Source organism: Acinetobacter sp. I-MWF (genome assembly GCF_025433935.1).
Lineage (GTDB): Bacteria > Pseudomonadota > Gammaproteobacteria > Pseudomonadales > Moraxellaceae > Acinetobacter > Acinetobacter guillouiae.
On record NZ_JAMBAR010000001.1, the window covers coordinates 3,867,347 to 3,887,615 of the forward strand.

The following is a 20,269-nucleotide window of genomic DNA, read 5'->3' on the forward strand; positions in this document are numbered from 1 at the left end:
GGTTTTGTTTTTTATTCCTACATTGTTTTAGAATCTATAGACTTCTGAATACGGCCGTTTCACTTTACTGCATCGTTAGCTTTCCCAACTTAAATGATCCAAATTACCATGATCATCTGTTTTAACGACGATTAACTGATCAGTTAAGTCTCTATTTGTAGTGTAATCAAAGACAGCAAAATATGATGTATCATATTTTCCATCTGGATAAAGCCCAACTCTTGTTAAATATAATTTGGTTAAAAACTGCTGTGCTTTGTCTATTGGATTAGAAATTCCAATTTTTTCTAAGAAATCATCGCCTAATTCTTCAATATGAAAATCCACATATTCTTTAACAGTCCCTTCCCTTTCATTTTCAAAATCTTGTTGAATATAATCTTGGTTTTTTTGATCAAATTTTTCTATATTTTCAATAAAAGACTTAACTCGTTGAAAAGTTTCTACATCCAAAGTATTCGCTTCAAAATTTAAATCAACTTGAACAGCTTTGCCATTAAGCTCAAGATCAACTTGATAATATCCTTCTAGTGATTCTAATTGCAGTGTTCCAAAATGCGGCAAGGTGTATTCTGACATTTTTTATATTCCTATATTTTTTTCATGTTAGGTAAAGCAATTAATTTATCATTTAATGATAAAAAATTCTGATCTAGATTTTATACTTCGTTCTTCCAGATATTCCAATAGCGCACATAAAAAAACACCCCGCTCTCGCTAGAGATCGGGGTGTTTTAGATTTAAAAGCTGGCGATGACTTACTCTCACATGGGTAACCCCACACTACCATCAGCGCTCTCATCTTAAAATCTCAATTCGAAATCTTAACAACTTAATCAAGTGCCTGATTTATCAGAAGTTTTATTTAACATCACCGCCGATGGATGTGCATTCTACAGCATTCCCAATCCAACACAACCCCTTTTTTTAATTATTTTAATTGTTCGAACAAATAATGTTCGTTTATCATATTTATTCACACTTTTTAATCAAATTTGCTTTAATACATATGCAATAACTACTGTTAGAATACGATTATGAAGTCTTTAATATAGCTATATCGTTATCGACTACTTTTACTTTAAGAATATTTCAAGGAATTCTATGCGTCCTTATCATGTACTTTGGGCTTGTTTACTTAGCATTGGTCTGACTAGCCATGTATTTGCTCAAGACGAATTATCTGCTCAAGAGAATTCGGACAATGCTGTTTCTACAAACTCTGATTCAGATGATAAGTCGTCTCAAGAGAATTCTTCAGCACTAGAAAATGAAGCAGCTTCTAAACACCCAAGAATTGAAGCCCTTAGAGAGCTTAAAAACATCACAAAAAATGACTTAAAAGTGAATGCCAATGCAGCGCAACCAGATGCTGTAAAAGATCCACTACAACCATTGAACCGTGAAATTTATGCGTTTAATGACATGATCGACCGTAATGTTGCTCGACCTATTGCTGTTCAGTACAAAGCAAAAGTGCCTGGTGATGTACGTTCTTCATATAGTTTATTTCGTAAAAACCTGAGTGAACCATGGAATGCGGTCAACCAACTTGCTCAAGGGCGCTTTAGTCGTGCAGCCAAGTCTCTAGGTCGTTTTACCATTAACACTGTCAGCTCTTTAGGTTTAGCTGATCCTGCAACTCGCTTAGGTTTAGCAACTGAAGAAGAAAGCTTGGGTACCACATTAGGTTACTACGGTATTCCAAGTGGCCCTTATGTCATGCTGCCTATCTTAGGACCAAGCACACTTCGTCACTCAGTTGATTATGTTGCTGAAGGTTATGCCAATCCGCTTACCTATCCAATGGATAACAACCATCAAACAGGTTTAATCTGGGGTAATCGTGCTTTAGGTGGGATTAATACCCGTTCTAAACTTCTAGATGTTGAAAGTGTATTGCAAGGTGATCGTTACTCAGCAATTCGCGATATCTATTTACAACGTTTAGCATTCCAAATTGCTGAGAAAAAAGGCCGTGGACAGGAAGCTGTCGCATTTGTAGATGATGATGAGGACGACAGCAATCATCCTACTGATACAAACGCAGACAAATAACCACAATATTTTGTTAAACTTATTTGCTAGTAATTCATATGGTTTTACTAGCATTGTGGTGTCATCTATAGTAAATCTACTGGATAATGCTTTTATACCGATTAAGGATCATTCATTTCTTCTATGTATTTCATTCAACCCAGTCGCCAAATTTCAAGCTTAGAACAAGTATTAGATACGCTTCCTAGCTTGCAGATGATTACCATTGAAGACATTCATCGTTATGATCCAACAATTATTGCAATTGCAGACGTCCACGATTTTTTACAATACCAATGGGCTTTACCTACCATTGTCATTGCACAAGAAAATGAAGGAAGCGAACTTTCTCAAGCATGGGAACTTGGTGCCCTTGCTGGTTGGATCTGGACCAAGCTTCCAGCCAATCTTGAAGATTCTTTATTAAAAATTGATGCGCAATATAAACGTAATCAAGATAGCCGTGATTTACCATCTGCCGCAGAGCTACAAAAGAAACTTCTTCCAAATCCAATTGAACTGCAAAACTATAAAGTTGAAACGCTTTTCCAGCCTTCTGCGTATTTGTCTGGTGACTGGTATGACTACTGGAAAATCAGTGATAAAGAAATCATGTTCTATTTGGCCGATGTGTCGGGTCATGGGGTAACTAGCTCTTTACTGACATCTTGGATGGCTGCCTTTCATGGTCGCTCGAAAACACCAAGAGAATTGATTAAAAAACTCAATGGTATGCTGGTTCAAGAAAACATTGAAAAACACATCACAATGTTAGCTGGCATTCTAAATCTAGAAACGCATGCTTTAAAATGGTCAAGTGCGGGACATTACCCTCCCCCCATCATTTTTGAACCCAACCAAGCCCCTCGTGTCTTGAATACCAGCAGTTTTCCTTTAGGACTCACAGAAGACTTAGAGGTTGAAGAATTTCAATGTACCTTAACCAAGCATGCCCGGTTCATTATTTGTTCTGATGGTGCCCTTGAACCATTCTCAGGTGGCTTGAATGAACAGTTCTCACAATTGGTCTATCATTTGCAAAATCAATCATTCCGCGCACCAGAACATGTAGCAGATGACATTGCAATCCTCAGTCTCCGCAGAATGAATTAACAATACAATCAAATACATATAATAAATTAGACTAATAACCTATACGCAAACGCTTGAGTATAGACTTGCGCTATGTGATAATTTTCCTATCCTTCTCTGCAAATGGCATTTATATGTCAACAGGTCATGTTGAATATGCAAGCTTGAATGGAACGCATATTTTCAAACTTATTGGTGAAGTGCGAGCCCAATCTTGTATTAGTTTAGACAAACTTTTGGCAAGGATTGAACAACAGAAAAACGTCATTGGCGCAATTGTTGATTTAACCCAAACCACATTTATTGATAGTACAGTTCTTGGAATACTTGCCAAGCTTGGCTTAAAGTTGAAACAAGTACACCACATCCAAGCGGTGATGCTGTCCACAAATCCAGATATTACCACTCTAGCCAATAGCATGGGCTTAGGGCAGGTTTTTGTCATTTTAAATTACTGTGGTGACCCTCAAGTGTGCACCAATGCTTTGATTGACGATAATGTTAATCACAGCACAATGCTGTGTACCGTTCTCGATGCACACAAAACATTAATGAAGCTCAATGAAAACAACCAAAATATGTTCGAGCCATTAGTTAAACAACTTGAAAAGCAGCAAGATACAATGGAATGTGTATCTTCAAACCAGCAAAACGCTTAATAATTTCAAAATTGCTTTATCAGGGATAGCCCATGACTTTACTTTCCGTTGTTCAAATGAACTCTCAAAATGACATTGAAGCAAACTTCAGTGTGATTGAGTCGTTGATACAACAAAGTAAAGCTGATGGAGCTTCTTTGATTGTGTTTCCTGAAAACTTTGTCTGCTTTGCCGCAGGTAAACAACGGGAAACTGCTGCACGTTTTGAAGAAATTCAAAAGCGTTTAGAAAACTTAGCACATCATTATCAAATATGGATTGTTGCAGGGACATTGCCTTGCCCTTTCCGTCCAGATGGTTCAATTATTGCAGACGGTCGAGTTCGTACTGTCAGCCTATGTATCAGTCCAGAAGGCACTGAAGCACGTTATGACAAAATTCACTTGTTTGATGTGCAAGTGGGTGATGCTGTTGGTGGGTATCAAGAATCTCAGTTTTTTGAACCAGGCAGTGATATTGTTGTCGCGAAAACACCTTTTGGACAAATCGGTTTGATGGTCTGCTACGACTTACGCTTTCCAGAACTTGCACTCACCTTGAGAGCGCAAGGTGCAAATATTTTGACTGCACCAGCTGCATTTACCTATACCACAGGTCAAATGCATTGGCAGTTATTACTTCAAGCACGTGCGATGGACAGTCAATGTCATGTTTTAGGTGCAGCACAACAAGGTTGGCATGGTGAAAAACGTCAAACTTGGGGACATGCTGGCGCAACCAATAGTCGTGGGCAGATTTTAGCGATTACAGATGCAGAAGGCGCGCAATTGATGACGGTACCTTTTGACTTGAATGAGCAGCGCTCAATTCGTGAAACAATGCCTTTAATGCAACATCGCAAATTGATGTCATTCTAAGTCTGTATTGCCATTAATGACTTTTATTTCCTGAACAAGACAAAACAACGTTATACTTGTGAGGCGTAATATCTTCACGAGACAAGCATGCAACAAGACTATTCAAACTTAAATCTTGATCATCAACTCTGCTTTCTTGTTTACTCTACAAACTTAGCATTAAATCAACTTTATCGTAAATTACTCACACCACTAGGACTGACCTATCCACAGTATTTGGTCATGTTAGTGCTTTGGGAAAAAGATGGTCTAACTGTGTCTGAAATCGGTGAAAAACTCTTTTTAGAATCATCTACCCTGACCCCCTTACTCAAAAAATTACAAAGTAATGGTATTGTTAACCGCGAACGTTCTACGAAAGATGAACGTCAAGTGATTATTAGCCTCACTGCTCAGGGCCATGCGCTAAAATTAAAAGCCGTGGATATTCCATTACAAGTTGCTCAAGCCAGTGCCTGTGATTTAGACAGCATTACTCAATTGAAAGATCTTCTTTCAAACTTACGCGAAAACATTTCAAAATAAAGTTATCAAATTTTACACAAACGCTACTTGTTTAAATATTTATATCGTATACGATATAATTGAACGCAATCAAAAATGGATGATTTCCGATGTCTTTAGAAAAAGTGGTTTATACAGCACATGCAAAAGCAACTGGCGGTCGTGATGGTCGTGCAACATCATCAGACGGAATTTTAGATGTTAAATTAGCAGTGCCTAAAGAAATGGGTGGTGCTGGTGGCGGTACCAATCCTGAACAACTTTTTGCAGCAGGTTATTCTGCTTGCTTCCTTGGTGCGATGAAATTTGTTGCCAACCGTGATCATTTAAAAATTACCCCAGATGTTTATATCGAAGGTGATGTTGGTATTGGTCCAATCGCTACTGGTTTTGGTATTCAAGTGACTTTAAATATTCATTTAGAAGGTTTAGAGCAAGAAGAAGCACAAAAATTAGTAGATGCTGCACATATTGTTTGCCCATATTCAAATGCGACTCGTGGCAATATTGATGTGACATTGAATGTGATTGTTTAATGTTATGATAAAACCTACCTAGAAGTATAAATTTATTTTTAGGTAGGGTTAATGCTTACTTTTATTTTTCTGGTTGACTTTTTATGTACTGGGCAGAACTAAAAGATAAAATATATTATTGCGATGGTACTCTGAGAAACCTTTATATATTCGATACTAATATTGACGACCTAAAAAAATGGACTGTCTTTGTAAATGAAAATTATAAAATCAAATGGTTTAACCAGCAGACACAAAAGAATGAGAATCAAATTAATTTTGAAGTCCTTCAAGAGTGCTTGAATGAAACCCACAATCTATCTATGTTCACATGTAAATCTCTATTTAGATAACATTCAAATCAATAATTATTTGTTCTTAGTAGACAAAATTGAAAATGATATTAATCCAGAAGAAATTAATTCGCTACAAGATCATTAAAAAATCATTAACTACATGATTAATATTTCGAATTTAATAAATAAGCAGATTATTTTAACACCTGAGAATTAACCAGAAACTATACTTATAAAAGTAACTAAAGGCTCTATAGAATTTATAGCTTAAATTATAAAGCCTAAAGCATACTCTGAGAAAAATTTAAAAAGCTAGACAAATAGTTTTCAGTTACTCAGCCGCTTCATTGGTGACACGTAAAACCTCTTCCATTGTAGTTTTACCCGCCAATACTTTACGTAAACCATCATCTCGAATTGAACCTGCATCTTTACGGGCATATTCTTCAAGCTCATATTCTGCTGCATTACCATGAATCAAACGGCGCATCTGCTCATCAATCGGTACAATTTCATAAATCGCAGTACGTCCTGTAAAGCCCGTATGGGAACAAAAATCACAACCATTCGGCACAGGCAGTTTTAAATTCGATTCTAAACTCACAGGTTTAAACACATCTTTTTCAAAGTCATCTGCTTCACGCCATGTATGACAATGAGAACAAAGTGTCCGAACTAAACGCTGGGCAATCACCCCAATCAATGAACTGGATAATAAGAAGGGTTCAATCCCCATATCTTTTAAACGGGTCACAGCACCAATTGCAGTATTGGTATGTAGTGTAGACAAAACCAAGTGACCTGTTAAAGACGCTTGAACTGCGATTTCAGCCGTTTCCAAATCACGAATCTCACCCACCATCACCACATCTGGATCTTGACGAAGCATGGCTTTTAACGCACGGGCAAAGGTCATATCCACTTTGGTATTCACTTGAGTCTGCCCAATCCCTTCAAGTTGATACTCAATTGGATCTTCAGCAGTGAGGATATTTTTAGAGCCATCATTCAAATCAGAAAGCGCGGCATACAAAGTCGTCGTTTTACCCGAACCTGTAGGGCCAGTGACAAGAATAATGCCATGTGGACGATGAACCAATTGCGTTAAACGTTCATAGTCAGGCTTCATTAAACCCAAATGAGTCATGTTGAGTCGACCCGCTTGTTTATCCAACAAACGCATAACGACACGTTCACCATGCGACGATGGCAAGGTCGAAACACGGACATCCACCTCACGTCCTGCAAGACGTAAAGAAATACGACCATCTTGTGGAATACGTTTTTCTGCAATATCGAGTTTTGCCATGACTTTAATACGCGATACCAACAATGGCGCAAGTTCACGACGAGGCTGTACGATTTCACGCAATTGCCCATCTACCCGTAAGCGAACAGATAATTTCTTTTCAAAAGCTTCAATATGAATATCAGAAGCCCCGACTCGAATCGCTTCAGATAATAAAGCATTGATGAGTCGCACGATTGGAGCATCATCTTCCTGATCCATCAAATCTTCAGTTTCAGGAATCTGATCGGCCAGACTCAATAGATCAGGGTGATCTTCAAGACCAGCTGCAACCTGTTGCGATTCGCCCGTTTCACCAGCATAGCTTGAACTGAGCATGTGATTAAACTCAGTTTCATTACATAATTGATGTTGTGCTGTACGACCGAGATAGCGGCGGGCTTCCTGAATCGCAATTTGTGCGGTATCCTGACGGCGAACAATAAAAACTTGATCACCTTCATAACGCAACAGCACTCCATGCCGTTTTGCAAAACTATATGGTATTTGTAATTGTTTGAGAACTTGCATTACAACTTATATTAATGATTTAAATTGCTTTGAGTGTACTCTATGCTCATGACAGCGTGAAGTCTGTTTGTTAAAGATTTGATGATGATTTTATGAATGGGATAAACACTTTTGTCTAAGAAGAAAGAACATTTGGAACCTGAACTCCCTGATTTAAAGTGGTGGGGAGAACAACTGTTTGAATTGAACCAATCCAAAGCATGGCAATTTGGTTCTATGATGATGCGCATTACTCGTGGTTTACAAGAATGGCGCTTGGAATATTATCGTCCAAAATTCCAATATGACTATGAACAGCAATGGCATAAAATTCATGATGTAAACTTTGGTTTTCCTGAACCTGTACATGTTGAACGCTATATGTTTCGCGAGACCCATAAAGCATTTCAACTCATGCCCCGTTTAGCTGACCGCTCTGTGGTGATTCGTCCTGTTGATCCAATTTATATTCCAGCAGGTCAACGCGGCACACTCTATATCAGTACACCACTGTGGATTTCAGGTTTTGTGCAAGCCCAAAAAGAACCCTTATTTGATATTCCTGTAATTTTACCTAAGGATACATGGTTTGGCCCTGATCACCGCACAGGCGAAATGTGTTATGCCACCTCAGTCGATGGTCGTACCGAATTAAATTTATTACGTCCACGTGCCTTTCGTGCAGTAACACCGATTGATTTCCACAATGTCAGTAGTCATCAGCTTCGATTTGACCGTATGAATGTGCCTGTTCCTGCACTGCCTTTATTTTATAGTGAAAGCACAGGACGTTTATGGACATCACAAATCAAGGTCGTGTATGAAGGCAATGACCGCCCTGCCCGTGTAAGAATTGAAAATCGTACACCACCTTTGGCCGGCGAAGTGATTTATGTACATCCACCACGCTCACCAGGTGGCGCTTTGTTCAATATGTTTGATTCATTTTTCTAAGGGATGAGGTAAAAATGGCTGAATCCAATATTCCCAAAGACATTGCCAATAGCCTAAAAGGCATCTTTACCAATGTAAATGTCGACCGCTTAAGTGAAATTGCTGTTGCTCTGATCCTCTGCTTTGTGGGTTTTGTACTGGCACGTGTCATTTCCAATACCTTTATCCGTACCATAGGCGCGCGCTTTAATGCGCATCAACGTTTGGTTTGGCGTAGAGGTATTTTTTATTTTATTTTCTTACTGTTTGTGATTGCCAGCTTAAAAGAAGCAGGCTTTAAACTCAGCGTATTTTTAGGTGCAGCAGGGATTTTAACTGTTGCATTAGGCTTTGCCTCACAAACTTCAGCATCAAATTTAATCAGTGGCTTATTTTTAATTGGCGAAGGTTCATTCGAAGTTGGCGATACCATTCAAATCACTCTGATTCGTGGACATACCATTGAAGGTGAGGTGATTTCGATTGATTTACTTTCCGTGAAGCTTTTGACCATGGACAATGTCTATGTGCGCCTCCCCAATGAGCAATTGATTCGCGCCCCCGTACATAACCTATCAAAATTCCCGATACGGCGATTGTCGATTACGGTTGCAATTAACTTCAATGAAAATATCAATAAAGTCCGTGAAGTTTTAATTGATGTCGCCAACGATTACCCGTTGGTTTTAGCAGATCCTAAACCGCGTGTGACTGTTTCAGCCTTTGGAGAATCCTCCATTGAAATTTTATTTGCACTGTGGTGTATGCAAGCAAACTACTTACAAGTTAAAGATGAAATTCATGAGTTAATCCGCAATCGTTTTGTGGAAAATCAGATTGAAATCCCTGTACCAAAAATTGGCTTTGTAGATCGTCCAAATCCAAATGAAGTTCTTCAAAATGAAGATATTGATGGTTATGCCAATAAACAGGATTTAAAATTAGAGCAACAACAAGATAAACAGCTTTAAGCAGACCAAAGCGATAACCTAGAAAACAAAAGTCCCTCATTGATGATTGAGGGATTTTTGTTTTCAATTACAAAATATTCATCAAGTTTTAAACCATCAGCTGATAAATTAATCACTTCAAAACAACAAAATGGACAATCACAATGCAACTTAATCACTATTTAAACTTTGAAGGTCAGACGGAAGCTGCTTTTAATTTTTATAAATCTGTTTTTGGCGGTGAATTCTCATTTTTAAAACGTTATTCCGAACTGCCCGATGTCCAAGTGCCAGACCAAGAGAAAAACTATATTTTACATGTTTCTCTGCCGATTAATGAATTTACTGTATTGATGGGTTCAGACACCAGCGAGCAGTTCTGTGCACCTAATAGTGCGCCATTTAGCAAAGGTACCAACCATTATATTTCAATCAACTTAGAAGCTCACGAAGCGGATGAAGCTCAGCGATTATTTACAGCACTCTCTACCAATGGTCATATTGAAATGGCACTAGAACCTACATTTTGGGGTGCTTTATATGGTGCTTTCACCGATCAGTTTGGTATTCGCTGGATGGTGAACTGCCAACTGAATGAAGGATAATGAACAGAATATTGCGATAGCCTATTGATTGACAATGATATAGGTTATATTGCTATTACGATAACAACGTCATTTATAACAATATGATCACTGGTCTTACCCATACCCTTCTGATTATTTTAATCACACTTGCGATTTCTTTTATTGCTTGGCAACAACGCAATGTAATGAATCGTTTAATTTTCAATGTTTCAGCGATTAAGCATGGTCAATATGATCGCTTTTTAACCCATGGTTTTATCCATAAAGATGGTATGCATTTATTTTTCAATATGTTTACCTTGTACTTCTTTGGGCGAAATGTTGAATGGTTTTTCCGTGGTTACTTAAGTGGTATGGGCTTTGTCTTATTTTATTGTAGCGCCATCATCATTGCTGCGATTCCCAGCTATTTGCATAATCGAACCCTAAATTCCTATCGAAGTTTAGGGGCTTCGGGTGCAGTCAATGCAGTATTATTTAGTGCGATTCTGTTTAATCCTTGGGGCATGATTTATATCTATATTTTACCTGTACCTGCGATTATTTTTGGGACGATTTATTTATGCTATAGCCTGTATGCAATCCGTTCAGGGCATTCGCCATTAATCGATCACCGCGCGCATATTACGGGTGCAATATATGGTTTCTTATTTCCTTTACTGTTAGAACCATCATTAGCTACAGCATTCTTCTATAAATTTATTAATTCTCCGTTATTCTAGATAAGGTCTTAATAGAACTATAATGTTTTGATCGTCAAAGATATCTGGATATAACTGTGTAAAATCAGGTAATCGACTACGCATTTCAATTTTTTGTGATTCTGTCCACTGTACGCCATATATTGCATATTTCAAATTTTGTAAATTTTGGCGAACATAAGAACCTAACAGCTGTTGGTCTTCGATTGTTTCAATATAGTCATGTTGTTTAACATACCAATATAGTTGATCCGCAAAATTACTGCCGTTAACCAATTCCAGCCGTTGATGGAAACTGATTCCATCATCGATGAATGACGAATAGTGAATAAGCTCATCTAGACTAGGTTTTTCACTCAAGTATTTTTTTGCTTTTGACAAGTGATAGAAATGTAATTTCCGCCCCATTTTTCGACAAAAACTAAAATATTGATCTATTTCAATATACTTTTGTTTTAATGCTAAAGATAAGATTGAATCTACAATTAAGGGTTGATTGACTTGCTCAATAATCGTATAAAATTCAGTTAGATCACCTTTTAATAACATCCATTGATGTGCACGAATCCTTACCTCAAATGTAGATAACTGCTCAACTGGGTGTGCCTTAAAATACATTTCAAAATTAAAGTTTTTTGATCTTAAAGCAAAATAGGCATAATCCATAATCGTAAGAAATTTACTATGCCAAAATAAGATTAAATCATCTGTAGTGAGTACATCTTTCTGGTATAAAAAATCAAATAAACGATATTGCACATCTCTATTGGAACTCTGCTTCAATTGATACAGAACTTCTTCATCAGTTTTGTGTTGAATCAACTGCTTGAGCCAAAAAGCTCGGATATGTTGATCTTTGGCTAATCCACAGAATTGAAGTAACTCGTATTCTTCTATCCATTGATATTGAAGAATAAATTTTAATAAAATACGAGGAAGTTTACCTTGTTTATTTATTAAAGTTTTTGAGAGGTAAACTCTATTGCTCGCTACTTCCGATAGCAATAACTTTAACGAATCACTATCTGTTCGATCTCGATTTTGCAACATTGAAATTTCAAAAAAATAATCACTACAAAGCTGAGAAAATTCAGGTCGTTGACTCCAACGCACAATATGTTCTGCAGCCAAATGACGATTTACTTCAACATAATCACTAAGGCGATACAATAAATGTGGAAAAAGCTCTGGTTCAAAACATTGTTGAAGCTTTTTCAACATTTTCTGTCTTGTGTAACCATCATAACTTTTTAGTTTTAATAATGAATTTTCAAAGTCTGTAAGCTCTTTTCCATTAAACCTATATGTATAATCATCTATATCTGGACTGCTTTGAGTATTTTGAACAACAGACTGAGTTACCGTATTTACAATAACTTTCTGCTGATTTTCTTCAATTTTTACAGGAGGCAAAGATTGAGACTGTTTAAAAAAATTTTTGAAAAATTGCCACATAAATAATGTATTAAATAATAATTTAAGTTAGTAATAACACAGATTTAAGTACAAATTCCACATAACGCTTTAATATTCAAAAATTAAGTAGTCATCTTAAAAGAATTCTATCTTGAGAGAATAAATACTACTAATTCAATCTCATCAATACTATAAAAGTTGAATCCTTAGACCCAACTTTTATATTCTTAACATTTGACATTAATGTTGATCAAGTCGAAATGAGGTCATGGTTAATGAACCAGCAACGGCTTGATCATTAAAAATATGTAACTCATCTTTCTCTTCCTGTAAGCCTAAGGCATATAACATCGGATAATAGTGATCAGGTGTGGGAATCGACAATAAAAACTCAGCACCTTGCTTTTGCCAGTCAATCAAAGCTTGATGGTTATGCGTGGCTAAGAAATTTTTCATCTTTGCATCAGCTTCTAAAGCCCAATCATAACCATAATGATCATCAAATTTATCAAAGGCAATTTTGCTTAGGTTATGTACGAGATTACCACTGGCAACAATCAATACCCCTTTACGACGTAACTGCGCCAATTGTTTAGCCAAGTCATAATGATATTGGGCACCTTGACTATAGTCGACACTCAATTGAACAACAGGAATATTGGCTTGTGGAAATACATGACATAACACACCCCATGTCCCGTGATCTAATCCCCAACTATGGTCATGATGAATTTCTATACTGTGGATTGCTTCAGTTGTTGCCTCAACCAAAGCTTTATTTCCAGTAGCAGGATATTGCACATCAAACAAAGCTTGAGGAAAACGACCAAAATCATGAATGGTTTTCGGTTGTTGCATCGCAGTGACGGCAGTACCACCTTGGGTAAGCCAATGTGCGGAAATACATAAAATTGCTGTCGGTTGTGTGCCCATTTCAGCGCCAATACGATTCCATGAACGAGTAAAATCATTGGTTTGAATTGCATTCATGGGTGAGCCATGACCCAAAAATAGTACAGGCATGACTTCAGTATTGGGTAAAGTTGCGTTCCAGCCTTTGAGTAGAGATAAGTCACCCATTGTTTGATTTAACATTTCATCCACCATGAATCATCTTTATTTGATTATGTGGTGTTTAATGCTGTAGATATATAGACTTTTCCAGCCTACAACATTGCAAAAATGCAACGATGATTTTTTGGTAAATGCTTTTAAGTAGAGAAGGTTTTACGACCTAATGATGTTATGTTGAATCAATGTTGATTTGGGCACGATACAAATAAAGCCGAATACCAATTTATATCATTGAAATCATATTCATAATAAGCAATGGCTACACCAGCTTTAACTTGAGAACAATAAAAAGCCGAACTTTCGTTCGGCTTTCATTTCAAAATCAGTACTTAGAGCAATCAAGCACCTGTTTGATAATGTGCTTTTGGTACAGCTGTAGAGGCTTGGTAAGGATGAGTAAAATCACCTAAACCTGCTGCTGCCTCATGGATATCTTTACCTTCTTTTACAACAAAAGTATCGAAACCAGAACGCTTCATATAGTTCAAAACATCTTTAAACACATCGCCTGTTGCCCGAAGATCGCCTGCGTAGCCTTGGCGACGTAACAACGCAGCAAATGAATAACCACGACCATCATTAAAACCAGCAAAATCAATAAAGATCGCATCTAACTGATCTAATGGAAACGCATTGGTTTCAGGTGAAGCATCTACGGTAAGAAATAGTGCTTTTTTCCCCGTCACATTCGCAAGCTGGTCCAACTGCTCAACAGTCAGCAACACATCACCTTGTGGCAATACACCATCTTCAGCAATGATTTGATAGGTATTGTCTGCAACAGTGCCATCTTTAGAGAGGACTTGAAGTGCGGTATTAAGCATATGCGCGCTCCTTAAATGGTTGAATACCCACTCGACGATAAGTTTCAATAAATTCTTCACCTTCGTTACGAAGATCAAGATAAGTATTTAAAATTTCATCAATAATGTCAGGTACAGATTCTGCTGCAAATGATGGTCCTAAAATATCACCAATTGAAGCATCATGGTCTGCATTTCCACCTAAGGTAATTTGATAGAATTCAGCACCTTTTTTGTCCACACCCAAAATACCGATGTTTCCGACATGGTGATGACCACAAGCATTCATACAACCTGAAATGTTCAAGTCGATATGGCCTAAGTTATAGACTGTATCTAAATCATCAAAACGGCGTGTAATGGCTTCAGAAATTGGAATAGATTTCGCATTTGCCAATGAACAGAAGTCACCACCTGGGCAGCAAATGATATCGGTAATAAAACCAATATGTGCACGAGCAAGATTATTCTTTTCAAGCGTTTGCCACAATTCAAATAAATCTTTCTGTGGTACATCAACCAATGAAATATTTTGTTCGTGTGTGGTCCGTAATTCACCAAATGTATATTTGTCTGCAAGATCTGCAATCAAATTCATTTCTTCAACAGTCATATCACCTGGTGCAATACCCGCACGTTTTAGTGAAATAGTGACAATACGATAGCCTGCAACTTTATGTGCATTGGTATTGATATTGAACCACTGTTTAAACTTTGGATATTCAGCAAATAAGCCACTGAAATCTTCATCTACATAATTTTGATAATCAAACGGCATAAACTCTTCGTCTAATTTTTGCAAAATTTCAGGTTGAACTTTCAAGGTTTTAATTGTTTCAGCAAATTCAGCTTCAACTTTTTCAGCAAAAACTTGTGGTGTTAATGCTTTAACCAAAATTTTAATACGAGCTTTATATTTATTGTCACGGCGACCATGCAAGTTATAAACACGCAGAACTGCTTCTAAATAAGCAATTAAATCTTCACGTGGCAACCACTCACGAATCATAGAACCAATGATAGGTGTACGGCCTAGACCACCACCCACTTTGATTTTATAACCCAACTCACCCGCTTCATTACGAGTTAAATACACCCCAATGTCATGGAATGAAGTTGCTGCACGATCAATTTCTTCAAGTGCAGAAACTGCAATTTTGAACTTACGTGGTAAAAATGCAAACTCAGGATGGAATGTAGACCACTGACGAATCAATTCACACGTTGGGCGTGGATCTGCAATTTCCCCAGCAACAACACCAGCATATTGGTCAGTTGTGGTATTACGGATACAGTTTCCTGAAGTTTGAATCGCATGCATCTGAACAGAAGCTAAACCTTCTAGCATATCAGGCACATTTTCTAGCGCAGGCCAGTTAAACTGAATGTTCTGACGTGTCGAAACGTGTGCATAACCACGGTCATATTCTTTGGCCAACTCTGAAACTTTACGTAATTGTTTAGAGTTCATTAAACCGTAAGGTACAGCAATACGTAGCATTGGCGCATAACGCTGTACGTATAAACCATTTTGTAATCGTAATGGACGATACTCATCTTCAGTGAGTTTTCCAGCTAAATAACGTTCCGTTTGATCACGGAATTGTGCAACACGTTCATTGATCAGTTGCTGATCGAAATCAGTATATAAATACATGGCGTACAGCTAGTAGTTTCATTATAACGATGCACAATATAACGAGTATTGATCTATCAAAGAAATGCTTTTTTTCCATATTTTATAGCGGTTTTATTGATAAGCATTGTGCAAAGATCGAATTGGCAATGCTTTACGGGCAAAGCATGCTTTTATTACGTTATGGATGTTTTTCTTCATTGCTTATCTTTATTTTAGATAATAAAAAAGAGCATATCGAATATGCCCTCTCTTTGATCACAGCTATCATCTCAATACTAAACTTATTCAACCCTGTAGCTAATTTATCTTATACAGGATTGATTAAGATCAATGCCCAAAGCTGGGTTTACCAATTTTGAATTAATCCTCTGGTTTCTGCTGCTCATCACTATTTTCTAGTTTGTCTTCGGCAATTTTTGCGGCTTCATAACCTGCAAATGCGCCAACTGCTTTTTCTAGAAAGCCAGCATCAGGATCTAACTTATCGACACTTTGCTCAGCAATCACTGCACCTGCAATTTTACCTAACTCGTCTAATAAACCGCTCATTGATCACACTCCGCAGTGTTTTGTTTGAGTTTTTAATTTATGCAAACTTGTTGAAAACATTGCGAAGATTCTGTTGTTTCAATGACTAGATTATGAGAGAGCAATGCAATGATTGATGTCAATTTTTTAAAATTAAGATCCGCTTAATCTTTTAAGGCTGCAATACAGCGCCCTTTTTAAGCAGATCAAGCGATGACAACTCAGATGGTCAAATAGGTATTCTCCCAAACACTTTGGTCAAGCTCTGTATGAAAATCAGCATTCAAATCTACTTCAACCAATTGCACATAACGGCCATATACCTGATCTATCGCCAGACAATCATCGACCTCTAAAACTCGATCGGTATGTGGTTTTTGCCAATGCCCTGCAAAATACTGTTTACCCTTGGCTTTCGCTTCAATCGCATCTTGAGCAACAATCAGGATATAGCGGTGTAACTCACCAAACTCATTTGCATCATAGCCGCCTAAATTAATCAGCCAAAGCTTCTGATCTGATGCATTCGGTTGCGCATCAGTAAAATGTATTTGATATTTTTTATTTTCAAATACTAAAGCCTGTAATTTTTGCCATGCGTCGATGTGTAAACCCTGTTGCTCACCAAACCACGCATTTTTTAATTGAGGATAAACCTCTTCAAGCGAATCGCCTACGGCAAGAACCACATCATGAACTTCAACATTGGCACGTGCATGACGGCCACCCAACATAACAATAAATAAACTAGACATATTCAGTCACTAAGTTAATGTTTGAACAAGTTTTAATAATAAAATCCCACCCACAGATAATACGGCATTGTTCAAAAAATGAATGAGTAATACATGCCAAATATTGCGTGTCCACAAATAGATCAGGTTTAAAAATAAACCTGCACTCATAAAACTGATTGTCGCGATTAAATTTCCATCAAAATTATGATAATGGATCAGACCAAATAATATAGAGTTCAATATAATCAGCACAATGCGCCATAACCACGGTTGGATAAATAACTTTTGCAATAAAGTATAGCGAAACACAATATCTTCTAAAAGCGCAGTAAATAGTGGACCCAGGCTAATGATCAACAGACTGAGAAAAGGAATATGTTCAGGATCAATCAGGTCTTTTTCTTGTATACTCGGCCCGAGGGGTAAAAGCTGACGTGTCAGCGAGATCACCACTTGTAGCACGATTGCACCAACCACCACCAAGACACTTGAGCGCCAAAAGGCCTGTTTATACTTTTGCCAATGCGTAAGCAACATTTCCTTATATAAGTAGCACACTAAAATAAACAGCACGCCTCTTAAAATGGTATCGCCCAGACTAACAGCTATCGAGATTCCAAATATTTTTTCTAAAATAAAGCCATTTAAAATAATTAAGGGGATGATACAAATCGCAAATGTGTCTTTCCATCCCCAGACAATTTTTTCAGGAAAAGATTCAGCTCGAACCTGTTGTAAAAAATGCATATAAAAAAATTAACCGATTATTTTCATTAAATTTTGAGTAATTTAGCTCATGATTTCCATGTGCTTTTTGTAGAGTTTCCCTATGATCCTGTCTAGTCCAGAAATAAAAAAGCCTCTATAAAAGAGGCTTTTAAATTGATCGAGTGAGATGAATTACATCTCAACCATTTCAACACCATCAATACGTGCAACAGTCATTAAGTCTTTGTCACCACGACCCGATACCGTCGCAATAATAATTTGATCCTTCGACATTGTTGGCGCAAGTTTAGTCACATAGGCCATTGCATGTGAACTTTCAAGTGCAGGAATAATCCCTTCAATATGAGTCAAATCACGGAAGCCTTGAAGAGCCTCTGTATCATTAATTGGCACATAATTCACACGATGCATGTCTTTTAAGAAACTATGTTCAGGACCCACACCAGGATAATCCAAGCCTGCTGATATTGAATGTGTTTCAATAATCTGACCTTGCTCATCTGACATTAAATAAGTACGGTTGCCATGTAAAACACCAACATGACCTGCATTTAATGGCGCTGAATGTTTACCTGTTTCAATGCCTAAACCTGCTGCTTCAACACCGTACATTTTGACATCTTGATCATTTAAGAATGGATAGAACAAGCCCATTGCATTTGAACCACCACCGACACATGCAACCAAAGCATCTGGTAAACGACCTGCTTGCTCTTGAATTTGTTTACGTGCTTCACGACCAATAATCGACTGGAAATCACGTACCAATTGAGGATATGGATGTGGACCTGCAACCGTACCAATCACGTAGTAAGTCGAATCTACATTGGTTACCCAATCACGCATCGCTTCGTTCATGGCATCTTTTAATGTTTTAGAACCACTTTCTACAGGCACAACCGTTGCACCAAGCAAACGCATACGGTAAACATTCATGGCCTGACGTTTTACGTCTTCAGCCCCCATGAATACCACACACTCAAGACCTAAACGCGCGGCAATTGTTGCAGTCGCCACACCATGTTGACCTGCACCCGTTTCCGCAATAATACGTTTTTTGCCAGAAAGCTTCGCAAGTAGCGCCTGACCAATGGTGTTATTGACCTTATGTGAGCCTGTATGATTTAAGTCTTCACGTTTAAGATAAATTTGCGCACCACCCAACTCTTTCGACCATCGCTCAGCATAGTAAAGCGGACTAGGACGTCCGACATAATAAGCGAGATCACGGTCGAATTCTGCCAGAAACTGCGCATCATCTTTCATACGGAAATAGAGTTTCTCTAAATCCTCTAAAGCTGCCATTAAAGTTTCTGACACAAAACGTCCGCCATGGATACCGAAATGCCCGTTTTGATCTGGGAATTGGGTATAGTCAATCACACTATTTTGTTGATTACTTTGCTGATCCACGTTGGACTCCTTGCATAAATCGTTCTACGAGTTGTTGGTCTTTGATACCTTTTGCGGATTCTACGCCTCCGCTGACATCGACTGCATACGCTTGAGTCGTTTGTATAGCGTCTTCAATATTTTCAGGTTTTAAACCACCTGCCAAAATTAAAGCAATATCGAGTTTAGGGAATTGAGACCAGTCAAAACTGTGTCCAGTCCCTCCTTTCAGTTCAGGATGCCATGCATCTAAAAGCATAGCACTCGCGCCAGCATGTTGGTATTGCTGAATTGTCGTAATAATATCTGAATTTTTTGCATCAGGTTTAATCTGAATGGCTTTGTACCAACGGCGCTTATTATACTGTGCGATCTGCTGACATTGTTGTGCAGTTTCATCACCATGAAACTGAATAATATCCAAAGGCACTTGTTCTAATACTTGTGCAATGTCTTGTGCACTGGCATTAACAAATAATCCAACAATGTTGATATACGGTGGAATAAGTTGTGCCAATTGCTGAGCCAATTCAATCGTGACATAACGTGGACTAGGTTCATAAAATACAAAACCAATCGCATCCACACCTGCTTGTACAGCAGCTTGAATATCCTGTGGTCGTGTAATCCCACAAATTTTGGCACGGGTACGCATAGCTTTGAACTCGAATTTGTTCAGATCAAACTGATTTTTTCAGTATTTTAAGCAAATCATTGTAAAGCAAATTTATTCACTTGCGTTAAAGTTCTATAGGATTATCTGTTTTACATTGTTTATACACTAAACAAACTTTATACTGCACACAAATGCAACAAGTCTAGCTTAAGGCTTTGGGAAGTTGGTGGAAATCCAACACTGCCCCCGCAACGGTAAAATGAAAATATTATTCTTTAATAAGTCAAAAGACTTACACCACTGCAATGTTTTGTGGGAAGGTGGAATAATCTGAATCGCTTTAGGTTCTATATTTAAGTCCGGATACCAGCTTGTTGTGCCCTTAAACTCAATCGTTCACGGGGAG

General features: G+C 37.8%; 22 protein-coding genes and 1 riboswitch. Of the genes, 11 read left to right on the forward strand and 11 right to left on the reverse strand.

All coding sequences use genetic code 11. The annotated features are described in order from the left end of the window. Positions 1 to 75 precede the first annotated feature (75 nt). Positions 76 to 579 carry a DUF2004 domain-containing protein gene (locus M2R48_RS17745; protein WP_262086988.1) on the reverse strand — a complete coding sequence of 168 codons (504 nt, stop codon included), beginning with the start codon at positions 577 to 579 and terminating at the stop codon, positions 76 to 78. Positions 580 to 1,104: 525 nt separating this feature from the next. Here M2R48_RS17745 and M2R48_RS17750 point away from each other — a divergent pair. The 7 genes from M2R48_RS17750 (at position 1,105) to M2R48_RS17780 (ending at position 6,105) form a co-directional block, all read left to right on the forward strand. Next, positions 1,105 to 2,058 carry a VacJ family lipoprotein gene (locus M2R48_RS17750; RefSeq protein WP_004817058.1) on the forward strand — a complete coding sequence of 318 codons (954 nt, stop codon included), beginning with the start codon at positions 1,105 to 1,107 and terminating at the stop codon, positions 2,056 to 2,058. Between the two features lie 123 nt (positions 2,059 to 2,181). After that, positions 2,182 to 3,150 (forward strand): RsbU family protein phosphatase GigA, encoded by a 969-nt coding sequence (gigA, locus tag M2R48_RS17755; protein WP_004725998.1) that lies wholly within the window; start codon positions 2,182 to 2,184, stop codon positions 3,148 to 3,150. A gap of 113 nt (positions 3,151 to 3,263) precedes the next feature. Next, a complete protein-coding gene (gene gigB / locus M2R48_RS17760; protein WP_016539397.1) occupies positions 3,264 to 3,788 on the forward strand; it encodes an anti-anti-sigma factor GigB in 525 nt (174 codons plus the stop codon). A gap of 32 nt (positions 3,789 to 3,820) precedes the next feature. Next, positions 3,821 to 4,645, forward strand: coding sequence for a carbon-nitrogen hydrolase family protein (locus M2R48_RS17765; RefSeq protein ID WP_262086990.1), 825 nt, complete (start codon positions 3,821 to 3,823; stop codon positions 4,643 to 4,645). A gap of 87 nt (positions 4,646 to 4,732) precedes the next feature. Next, positions 4,733 to 5,170 (forward strand): MarR family winged helix-turn-helix transcriptional regulator, encoded by a 438-nt coding sequence (locus tag M2R48_RS17770; RefSeq protein WP_105714376.1) that lies wholly within the window; start codon positions 4,733 to 4,735, stop codon positions 5,168 to 5,170. Between the two features lie 89 nt (positions 5,171 to 5,259). After that, on the forward strand, positions 5,260 to 5,685 hold the full coding sequence (locus M2R48_RS17775; RefSeq protein WP_004817050.1) for an organic hydroperoxide resistance protein: 426 nt from the start codon (positions 5,260 to 5,262) through the stop codon (positions 5,683 to 5,685). Between the two features lie 282 nt (positions 5,686 to 5,967). Further along, entirely contained in the window at positions 5,968 to 6,105 is a 138-nt protein-coding gene (locus M2R48_RS17780) for a hypothetical protein (RefSeq protein ID WP_262086991.1), read from the forward strand. A gap of 186 nt (positions 6,106 to 6,291) precedes the next feature. Here the strand turns inward: M2R48_RS17780 and gspE are convergent, their stop codons facing one another. Beyond that, positions 6,292 to 7,779, reverse strand: a complete 1,488-nt coding sequence (gspE, locus tag M2R48_RS17785) for a type II secretion system ATPase GspE (RefSeq protein ID WP_004725986.1) — start codon at positions 7,777 to 7,779, stop codon at positions 6,292 to 6,294. A 111-nt stretch (positions 7,780 to 7,890) separates the two neighbouring features. Between gspE and M2R48_RS17790 the strand changes: the two genes are divergently transcribed. The 4 genes from M2R48_RS17790 (at position 7,891) to M2R48_RS17805 (ending at position 10,950) form a co-directional block, all read left to right on the forward strand. Continuing rightward, positions 7,891 to 8,712: a hypothetical protein gene (locus tag M2R48_RS17790; RefSeq protein WP_004725984.1), complete on the forward strand. Its 822-nt coding sequence runs from the start codon at positions 7,891 to 7,893 to the stop codon at positions 8,710 to 8,712. Positions 8,713 to 8,726: 14 nt separating this feature from the next. After that, the gene (locus tag M2R48_RS17795; protein WP_004725982.1) at positions 8,727 to 9,662 is read left to right on the forward strand and encodes a mechanosensitive ion channel family protein; all 936 of its coding nucleotides are present in this window, start codon (positions 8,727 to 8,729) and stop codon (positions 9,660 to 9,662) included. 143 nt (positions 9,663 to 9,805) lie between these two features. Further along, entirely contained in the window at positions 9,806 to 10,246 is a 441-nt protein-coding gene (locus tag M2R48_RS17800; RefSeq protein ID WP_151802158.1) for a VOC family protein, read from the forward strand. Positions 10,247 to 10,329: 83 nt separating this feature from the next. Further along, positions 10,330 to 10,950: a rhomboid family intramembrane serine protease gene (locus M2R48_RS17805; protein WP_151802157.1), complete on the forward strand. Its 621-nt coding sequence runs from the start codon at positions 10,330 to 10,332 to the stop codon at positions 10,948 to 10,950. Here the strand turns inward: M2R48_RS17805 and M2R48_RS17810 are convergent. The 9 genes from M2R48_RS17810 to M2R48_RS17850 all read right to left on the reverse strand — a co-directional run bounded on the left by M2R48_RS17810 (position 10,942) and on the right by M2R48_RS17850 (position 19,902). Then, positions 10,942 to 12,150 carry a hypothetical protein gene (locus tag M2R48_RS17810; RefSeq protein ID WP_262086993.1) on the reverse strand — a complete coding sequence of 403 codons (1,209 nt, stop codon included), beginning with the start codon at positions 12,148 to 12,150 and terminating at the stop codon, positions 10,942 to 10,944. The two genes, M2R48_RS17805 and M2R48_RS17810, sit on opposite strands and share 9 nt — an antisense overlap. A gap of 435 nt (positions 12,151 to 12,585) precedes the next feature. Continuing rightward, positions 12,586 to 13,452 (reverse strand): 4,5-DOPA dioxygenase extradiol, encoded by an 867-nt coding sequence (gene ygiD / locus M2R48_RS17815; RefSeq protein WP_410004168.1) that lies wholly within the window; start codon positions 13,450 to 13,452, stop codon positions 12,586 to 12,588. A 305-nt stretch (positions 13,453 to 13,757) separates the two neighbouring features. Further along, the gene (locus M2R48_RS17820) at positions 13,758 to 14,243 is read right to left on the reverse strand and encodes a DUF934 domain-containing protein (RefSeq protein ID WP_004817045.1); all 486 of its coding nucleotides are present in this window, start codon (positions 14,241 to 14,243) and stop codon (positions 13,758 to 13,760) included. Further along, complete coding sequence (locus M2R48_RS17825; RefSeq protein WP_034612410.1) at positions 14,236 to 15,879, reverse strand: nitrite/sulfite reductase; 1,644 nt, start codon at positions 15,877 to 15,879, stop codon at positions 14,236 to 14,238. Before M2R48_RS17825 ends, M2R48_RS17820 begins: the two co-directional genes overlap by 8 nt. Before the next feature lie 342 nt (positions 15,880 to 16,221). Beyond that, on the reverse strand, positions 16,222 to 16,410 hold the full coding sequence (locus tag M2R48_RS17830; RefSeq protein ID WP_262086996.1) for a hypothetical protein: 189 nt from the start codon (positions 16,408 to 16,410) through the stop codon (positions 16,222 to 16,224). 200 nt (positions 16,411 to 16,610) lie between these two features. Next, a complete protein-coding gene (locus tag M2R48_RS17835) occupies positions 16,611 to 17,144 on the reverse strand; it encodes a DUF1543 domain-containing protein (protein WP_262086997.1) in 534 nt (177 codons plus the stop codon). A 9-nt stretch (positions 17,145 to 17,153) separates the two neighbouring features. Beyond that, a complete protein-coding gene (locus M2R48_RS17840) occupies positions 17,154 to 17,873 on the reverse strand; it encodes a CPBP family intramembrane glutamic endopeptidase (RefSeq protein ID WP_262086998.1) in 720 nt (239 codons plus the stop codon). A gap of 153 nt (positions 17,874 to 18,026) precedes the next feature. Next, positions 18,027 to 19,268, reverse strand: coding sequence for a tryptophan synthase subunit beta (trpB, locus tag M2R48_RS17845; protein WP_004725964.1), 1,242 nt, complete (start codon positions 19,266 to 19,268; stop codon positions 18,027 to 18,029). Then, positions 19,252 to 19,902, reverse strand: a complete 651-nt coding sequence (locus tag M2R48_RS17850; protein WP_262086999.1) for a phosphoribosylanthranilate isomerase — start codon at positions 19,900 to 19,902, stop codon at positions 19,252 to 19,254. Before M2R48_RS17850 ends, trpB begins: the two co-directional genes overlap by 17 nt. 142 nt (positions 19,903 to 20,044) lie before the next feature. Next, positions 20,045 to 20,253, forward strand: a riboswitch (cobalamin riboswitch). Positions 20,254 to 20,269: the final 16 nt, after the last annotated feature.